We start from the raw sequence: 6,346 nt of genomic DNA, 5'->3' as shown, positions 1-6,346 counted from the left end.
CGTGCACCTGCCGCTGCTGGATGGTCTGGCCCGGTAGGCATCGGATCACGCGCCACCGGTAGTGCCGGCCGCTGGCCGGCAATCCCGGACACCCGCCCGCCACCTCAGGCCGCGTTCAACCGCTCGCCGCTCTCTGCATCGAAGAAGTGCAGGCCCTGCGGGTGGATCGCCACGCGGATGGTCTCACCCACCGCCGGCAACGCCTGCGGCGCCACGCGCATGACCAGCGGCTGGCCGCCACCGGTCATGTTGACGAAGATTTCGTTGCCCACCGGCTCGATGCCATCGATGGTCGCCACGAACGCGGTGGCATCGTCGGCGGCGGCCGGCTGCAGGTGCTCCGGGCGCACGCCCACGGCCACGGTACGGCCAATCCAGGCCGGATCGATCGCAGCCTGGCCCAGCGGCGCGGTCAGCTCTGCGTCCTGCACCACCACGCCACTGTCGTTGCGCTGCAGGGTGCCGCGCAGCACGTTCATCGCCGGGCTGCCCAGGAAGCCGGCCACGAACAGGTTGGCCGGGCGGTCGTACAGCGCCATGGGCGTGTCGATCTGCTGGATCACCCCGTCCTTGAGGACCACGATGCGCTGGCCCAGGGTCATCGCCTCGACCTGGTCGTGGGTGACGTAGATCATGGTGGTGCCCAGCTTGCGGTGCAGCTGCGCGATTTCCGTCCGCACGCTGTGGCGCAGCTTGGCGTCCAGGTTGGACAGCGGCTCGTCGAGCAGGAACACCGCCGGCTCGCGTACCAGCGCACGGCCCAGTGCCACGCGCTGACGCTGGCCGCCGGACATCGCCTTGGGCAGCTTGTCGAGCATGTCGGTCAGGCCCAGCGTCTCGGCCGCCTCGGTCACCCGCTTGCTGATCGTGGCCTTGTCGTGGCCGCGCAGCTTCAGGCCGAAGGCCAGGTTCTCGGCCACGGTCATGTGCGGGTACAGCGCATAGCTCTGGAACACCATGGCGATGTCGCGGTCTTTCGGCGCCACGTCGTTGACCACCCGGTCGCCGATGGTCAGCGTGCCGCCACTGATTTCTTCCAGGCCGGCCACCATGCGCAGCAAGGTCGACTTGCCACACCCCGACGGCCCCACCAGCACCATCAATTCGCCATCGGCCACTTCGAAGGTCGCGCCCTGGACGGCCACCTGGCCGTTGTCGTAGACCTTGCGAACGCCCTGCAACTGCACTTTTGCCATATCACCCATTCCAGTCCGCCCGCTGCCGGGCTGTTGATGCGGAACTGCCTTCGGCCCTCCCGATGGCAGGTCGATGGCGTGGTGCCGCATGACGGCGACCACTGCAATCGAATACAGTCTGCTCATTCTGCCATGTAAACGTTTTCACGTGGCAGTATCCGTTGGTCGGTCATGACCGCGACGCATCGGGAGCTGCACAGTCTCCCGATTCGCCCCGTGCATGCCCCATGATGCGCTGGCCCGGTGCCTGTTCATGTTGCACCTGCAGCACTGGACACCATGCCCAGCTGGACCCCCGAGAACATAGACGAGAAGCGATTGACAACGATGTCACCCGGATCTGAAACTCGAGCGATGCACGACACCCTCTTCCTGTTCGGCGCCACCGGCGACCTTGCCCAGCGCTACCTGTTCCCCTCGTTGTTGCGCCTGCTGGGCGACGGCCTGCTGCCGGAAGACTTCAAGGTCCGCGCGCTGGCCCTGAGCCCGCACGACACCGACGGTTTCCGCGACATCCTGCGCCCGCGCCTGCAGCAGGCCATGCCGATGGCCAGCCAGGACGACATCCAGTCGCTGCTGTCGCGCATCGACTACCGCTCGGTGGACCTGCGCAATCCGGACTCGGTGGCCGAATCGGTCAGCGACCTGGTCGACCGCCACTGCGTGAGCTACCTGGCCATCCCGCCGGGCCTGTACATCTCCACCTGCGAAGGCCTGGCCAAGGGCGGCGCCCTGGCCGCACCGCACCGCCTGATGCTGGAAAAGCCGATCGGCAGCGACAGTGCCAGCGCCGAGGAGATCATCTCCACCATCGGCCAGTGGATCGACGAAGACCGGGTGTTCCGCCTGGACCACTACCTGGGCAAGGCCGCGGTACAGAACCTGATCGCGCTGCGCTTCGGCAACACGCTGCTGGAAGCGGTGTGGAACCGCAACTACATCGAGTCGGTGCACATTCTGGTGGCCGAGAGCGAAGGCGTGGACGGCCGCGACGCCTACTACGCCCGCTCCGGCGCGCTGCGCGACATGGTCCAGAGCCACATCCTGCAGCTGCTCTGCCTGGTGGCGATGGAGCCGCCGGCCTCGCTGGAAGCCGACCGCATCCGCGACGAGAAGGTCAAGGTGCTGCGCGCCCTGCGCCCGCTGGACGCCAGGCACGCCGCCCGCGACAGCGTGCGCGGCCGCTACACCGCCGGCACCATCAACGGCCAGCCGGCCCAGGCCTACCAGCCGCCGGAAGGCAGCGACGTGGAAACCTTCGCCGGGGTCACCGCGCACATCGACAACTGGCGCTGGTCCGGGGTGCCGTTCCACCTGGTCACCGGCAAGCGCCTGGCCGAGCGCACCACCCGCGTGGTGGTCACGCTCAAGCCGGTCACCCACTGGCTGTTCGAGCGGCCGCATCGCCGCAATGCCACGCCCAACCGCATCGTGTTCCAGCTGCAGCCGCAGGAAAACATCGAGCTGGGCCTGATGAGTTCGCTGGCCGGCCCCGAATGGGGCGCGCTGGAACTGCATCCGCTGGAACTGGAACTGTCCGTGCCGACCGGCCTGCATCGCCGCATCGCCTACGAACGCCTGTTCCTGGATGCGTTCAACGGCAACCACGCGCTGTTCGTGCGTGACGACGAAGTCCGCGCCGCCTGGGCCTGGATCGACAGCGTCAGCGATGCCTGGAAGGCCGCGAAGCTGCCGCTGCAGCCCTACCCGGCCGGCGAATGGGGTCCGGCCGAAGCGGCCGGCTTCCTGCCTGCCGAAGTGGATGCCGACGCCGGCCGCAAGGACGGCGACGCATGACGCTGCAGAACCAACCGGTCCTGGTTGCCGACATCGGTGGCACCAACGCCCGCTTCGCCCTCGCCGACACCAGCCTCGAGGCCCCGCTGCAGCAGGACAGCATCCGCGAATTCGCGGTGGCCGATTTCCCCTCGCTCGGCGATGCCGCGCGCCACTACCTGGAACAGGTGGGTGCGCAGGCCAAGCGCGGCGTATTCGCCGTGGCGGGTCGCGTGGACGGCGATGAAGCGCGCATCACCAACCACCCGTGGGTGATCTCGCGCAGCCGCACCGCGCACATGCTCGGCTTCGACGAGCTGCACCTGATCAACGACTTCGCCGCGCAGGCGATGGCCATTTCGCTGCTGCAGCCGCAGGACGTGGTGCAGGTTGGCGGCGCGGCGTGGGTGCCGGGCAAGCCCGGCCAGCCGCGCAACTACGCGGTGATCGGCCCGGGTACCGGGCTCGGCGTGGGTGGCCTGATCCTGCGCCACGGGCGCTGCTATCCGCTGGAAACCGAAGGCGGCCATGTCAGCTTCCCGCCGGGCACGCCGGAAGAAATCCGCATCCTGGAAATCCTTTCGGAGCAGTTCGGCCGCGTCTCCAACGAGCGCCTGATCTGTGGCCCGGGCCTGGTCAACATCCATCGCGCGGTCTGCGAGATGGCCGACATCGATCCGGGCCAGCTGCAGCCGGTGGACGTGACCGCCCGTGCGCTGCACGGCGACCCCCAGGCCATGCGCGCGGTGGATGTGTTCTGCGCGGTGTTCGGCGCCATCGCCGGCGACCTGGTGCTGATGCAGGGCGCCTGGGACGGCGTGTTCCTGACCGGCGGACTGACCCCGAAGATGCTCGATTCGCTGCAGCACTCCGGGTTCCGCCAGCGCTTCGAGCACAAGGGCCGCTTCTCTTCGATCATGGCGCGCGTGCCCTCGCTGGCGGTGATGCACCCGCATGCCGGCCTGCTGGGCTCGGCTGCCTACGCCGCCGATGTTGAACGCGACCTGCAAGGAAACAACGCATGAACAGCCTGGATACATCCGATCGCTTCACCCTGGTCCGCCACGGCGACGCCGATGCCTGGATCGAAGCCATCGCCGCCGAAATGGCCCAGGCCCTGAACGACGACATCGCCACCTTCGGCCGCGCGCGCATGCTGCTGTCCGGCGGCACCACGCCGGCACCGGTGTACCAGGCGCTGGCCGAACTGGACGTGCACTGGGACCGGGTGGAAGTCAGCCTGGTCGATGAGCGCTGGCTGTCGCCGCAGGACCGCGACAGCAACGCGTGGCTGGTGCGCGAGAGCTTCCTCGGCCGCGCCGACGGTGCGCATTTCGATCCGCTGGTGCGGGTCGGCAAGCCGCTGCCGGAGTGCGTGTACACCGCCAACCTGCAGGCCCAGCACAGCCAGGCGCCGTGCCTGAGCGTGCTGGGCATGGGCAACGACGGCCACACCGCGTCGCTGTTCCCCGGCTCCAAGGACCTGGCCCGGGCGCTGGAAAGCACCCTGCCCTACGCCGCCCTGGACGCGACCGGTTGCCCGGGCGCGAACCAGTGGCCGCTGCGCATCACGCTGACCCCGCACGGGCTCAGGCAGAGCGGCCAGCGCCTGCTGCTGCTGCGTGGCAAGCAGAAGCTGGAAGTGCTGAAACAGGCACTGGAAAGCAACAACCCGCAGCTGTATCCCATCCTCAACGCGATCGATCTCGACGGCGCGAAACTGCGCGTCCACTGGTGTGACTGACCTGTCCCCGGTGTTGTTCGTCCGCCCTCTCATAGCCGGTAGCCAATGAGCCTGCATCCCCAACTTCATGCCATCACCCAGCGCATCGTCCAGCGCAGCGTCGCCTCGCGCGCGGCCTACCTGGCCGGGATCGATGCCGCGCTGCGCGACGGACCGTTCCGTTCGCGCCTGAGCTGCGGCAACCTGGCCCACGGGTTCGCCGCGTGCGGCCCGACCGACAAGTCACGCCTGCGCGGCGGGGTCACCCCGAACCTGGGCATCATCACCGCCTACAACGACATGTTGTCGGCGCACCAGCCGTTCGAGTCGTACCCGGAGATCCTGCGCGCCGTTGCGCGCGAGATGGGCGCCACCGCGCAGGTGGCCGGCGGTGTGCCGGCGATGTGCGACGGCGTCACCCAGGGCCGCGGCGGCATGGAGCTGTCGCTGTTCTCGCGCGATGTGATCGCGCAGTCCACGGCGATCGGCCTGAGCCATGACATGTTCGACGCCACCGTGTACCTCGGGGTGTGCGACAAGATCGTGCCGGGCCTGCTGATCGGCGCGCTGGCGTTCGGCCACCTGCCGGCGATCTTCCTGCCGGCCGGGCCGATGACCCCGGGCATTCCGAACAAGCAGAAGGCCGAAGTGCGCGAGCGCTACGCGGCCGGGCTGGCCAGCCGCGAAGAGCTGCTCGAAGCCGAAGCAGCGTCGTACCACGGTGCAGGCACCTGCACGTTCTACGGCACGGCCAACTCCAACCAGACGCTGCTGGAAGCGATGGGCGTGCAGTTGCCGGGCGCGTCGTTCGTCAATCCCGATACGCCGCTGCGCGATGCACTGACCCGCCGCGCCGGCGAGCGAGCGCTGGAGATCTGCGCGCTGGGGGACGATTTCCGTCCGCTGGGCCGACTGATCGACGAGCGTGCGATCGTCAATGCGGTGGTGACGTTGATGGCCACGGGTGGGTCGACCAACCATACGATCCACTGGATCGCGGTGGCGCGGGCGGCCGGCATCGTGCTGACCTGGGACGACATGGACGAGCTGTCGCAGCTGATTCCGCTGCTGGCGCGGGTGTATCCGAACGGCGAGGCCGACGTGAACCGCTTCGCGGCCGCTGGCGGTACGGCGTTCGTGTTCCGCGAGCTGATGGAGGCCGGGCTGATGCACGCCGACCTGCAGACGGTGGCCGAGGGCGGGATGGCGCAGTACGGGCAGGAGCCGGCGTTGCGCGATGGCGCATTGGCCTACTTCGACGGGCTGCGCGAGAGCGCGGACCCGGACGTGGTGCGCGGTGTGGCCGCTCCGTTCGAGGCACAGGGTGGGCTGCGGCTGCTGCGCGGCAACCTGGGCCGTTCGTTGATCAAGCTGTCGGCGGTGAAGCCGCAGTTCCGCACGATCGAGGCGCCGGCGGTGGTGGTGGATGCACCGCAGGTGTTGAACAAGCTGCATGCCGCAGGTGTGCTGCCGCACGATTTCGTGGCGGTGGTGCGTTTCCAGGGGCCGCGCGCGAACGGGATGCCGGAGCTGCATTCGCTGGCGCCGTTGCTGGGTCTGCTGCAGAACCAGGGACGCCGGGTGGCACTGGTGACCGATGGTCGTCTGTCGGGCGCGTCGGGCAAGTTCCCGGCGGCGATCCACATGACGC

General features: G+C 68.6%; 4 protein-coding genes and 1 pseudogene. 4 read left to right on the top strand and 1 reads right to left on the bottom strand.

The features are described from left to right. Window positions 1-104 precede the first annotated feature (104 nt). Entirely contained in the window at window positions 105-1,196 is a 1,092-nt protein-coding gene (gene ugpC, locus DBR34_RS03770; protein WP_128095765.1) for a sn-glycerol-3-phosphate ABC transporter ATP-binding protein UgpC, read from the bottom strand. Between the two features lie 354 nt (window positions 1,197-1,550). On the opposite strand from ugpC, the gene zwf reads away from it, so the two are divergent. The 4 genes and pseudogenes from zwf to edd form a co-directional block, all read left to right on the top strand. Further along, window positions 1,551-2,993 carry a glucose-6-phosphate dehydrogenase gene (gene zwf / locus DBR34_RS03765; RefSeq protein WP_128095764.1) on the top strand — a complete coding sequence of 481 codons (1,443 nt, stop codon included), beginning with the start codon at window positions 1,551-1,553 and terminating at the stop codon, window positions 2,991-2,993. Next, window positions 2,990-3,997 carry a glucokinase gene (gene glk / locus DBR34_RS03760; RefSeq protein ID WP_128095763.1) on the top strand — a complete coding sequence of 336 codons (1,008 nt, stop codon included), beginning with the start codon at window positions 2,990-2,992 and terminating at the stop codon, window positions 3,995-3,997. The genes zwf and glk overlap by 4 nt, the downstream gene beginning before the upstream one ends. Continuing rightward, the gene (gene pgl / locus DBR34_RS03755; RefSeq protein WP_128095762.1) at window positions 3,994-4,716 is read left to right on the top strand and encodes a 6-phosphogluconolactonase; all 723 of its coding nucleotides are present in this window, start codon (window positions 3,994-3,996) and stop codon (window positions 4,714-4,716) included. The genes glk and pgl overlap by 4 nt, the downstream gene beginning before the upstream one ends. 45 nt (window positions 4,717-4,761) lie before the next feature. Next, window positions 4,762-6,346: pseudogene (edd, locus tag DBR34_RS03750) on the top strand (phosphogluconate dehydratase); the annotation flags it as partial.

The sequence above is a fragment of the Stenotrophomonas sp. HMWF003 genome (assembly GCF_003061285.1).
GTDB lineage: Bacteria > Pseudomonadota > Gammaproteobacteria > Xanthomonadales > Xanthomonadaceae > Stenotrophomonas > Stenotrophomonas maltophilia_AP.
This window is presented reverse-complemented; position numbering and strand designations above follow the sequence as displayed.

Bases quoted from the DNA above. Each gene is read 5' to 3' on its own strand.
- ugpC (WP_128095765.1), bottom strand. From the start codon at position 1,196: ATGGCAAAAGTGCAGTTGCAGGGCGTTCGCAAGGTCTACGACAACGGC.
- zwf (WP_128095764.1), top strand. From the start codon at position 1,551: ATGCACGACACCCTCTTCCTGTTCGGCGCCACCGGCGACCTTGCCCAG.
- glk (WP_128095763.1), top strand. From the start codon at position 2,990: ATGACGCTGCAGAACCAACCGGTCCTGGTTGCCGACATCGGTGGCACC.
- pgl (WP_128095762.1), top strand. From the start codon at position 3,994: ATGAACAGCCTGGATACATCCGATCGCTTCACCCTGGTCCGCCACGGC.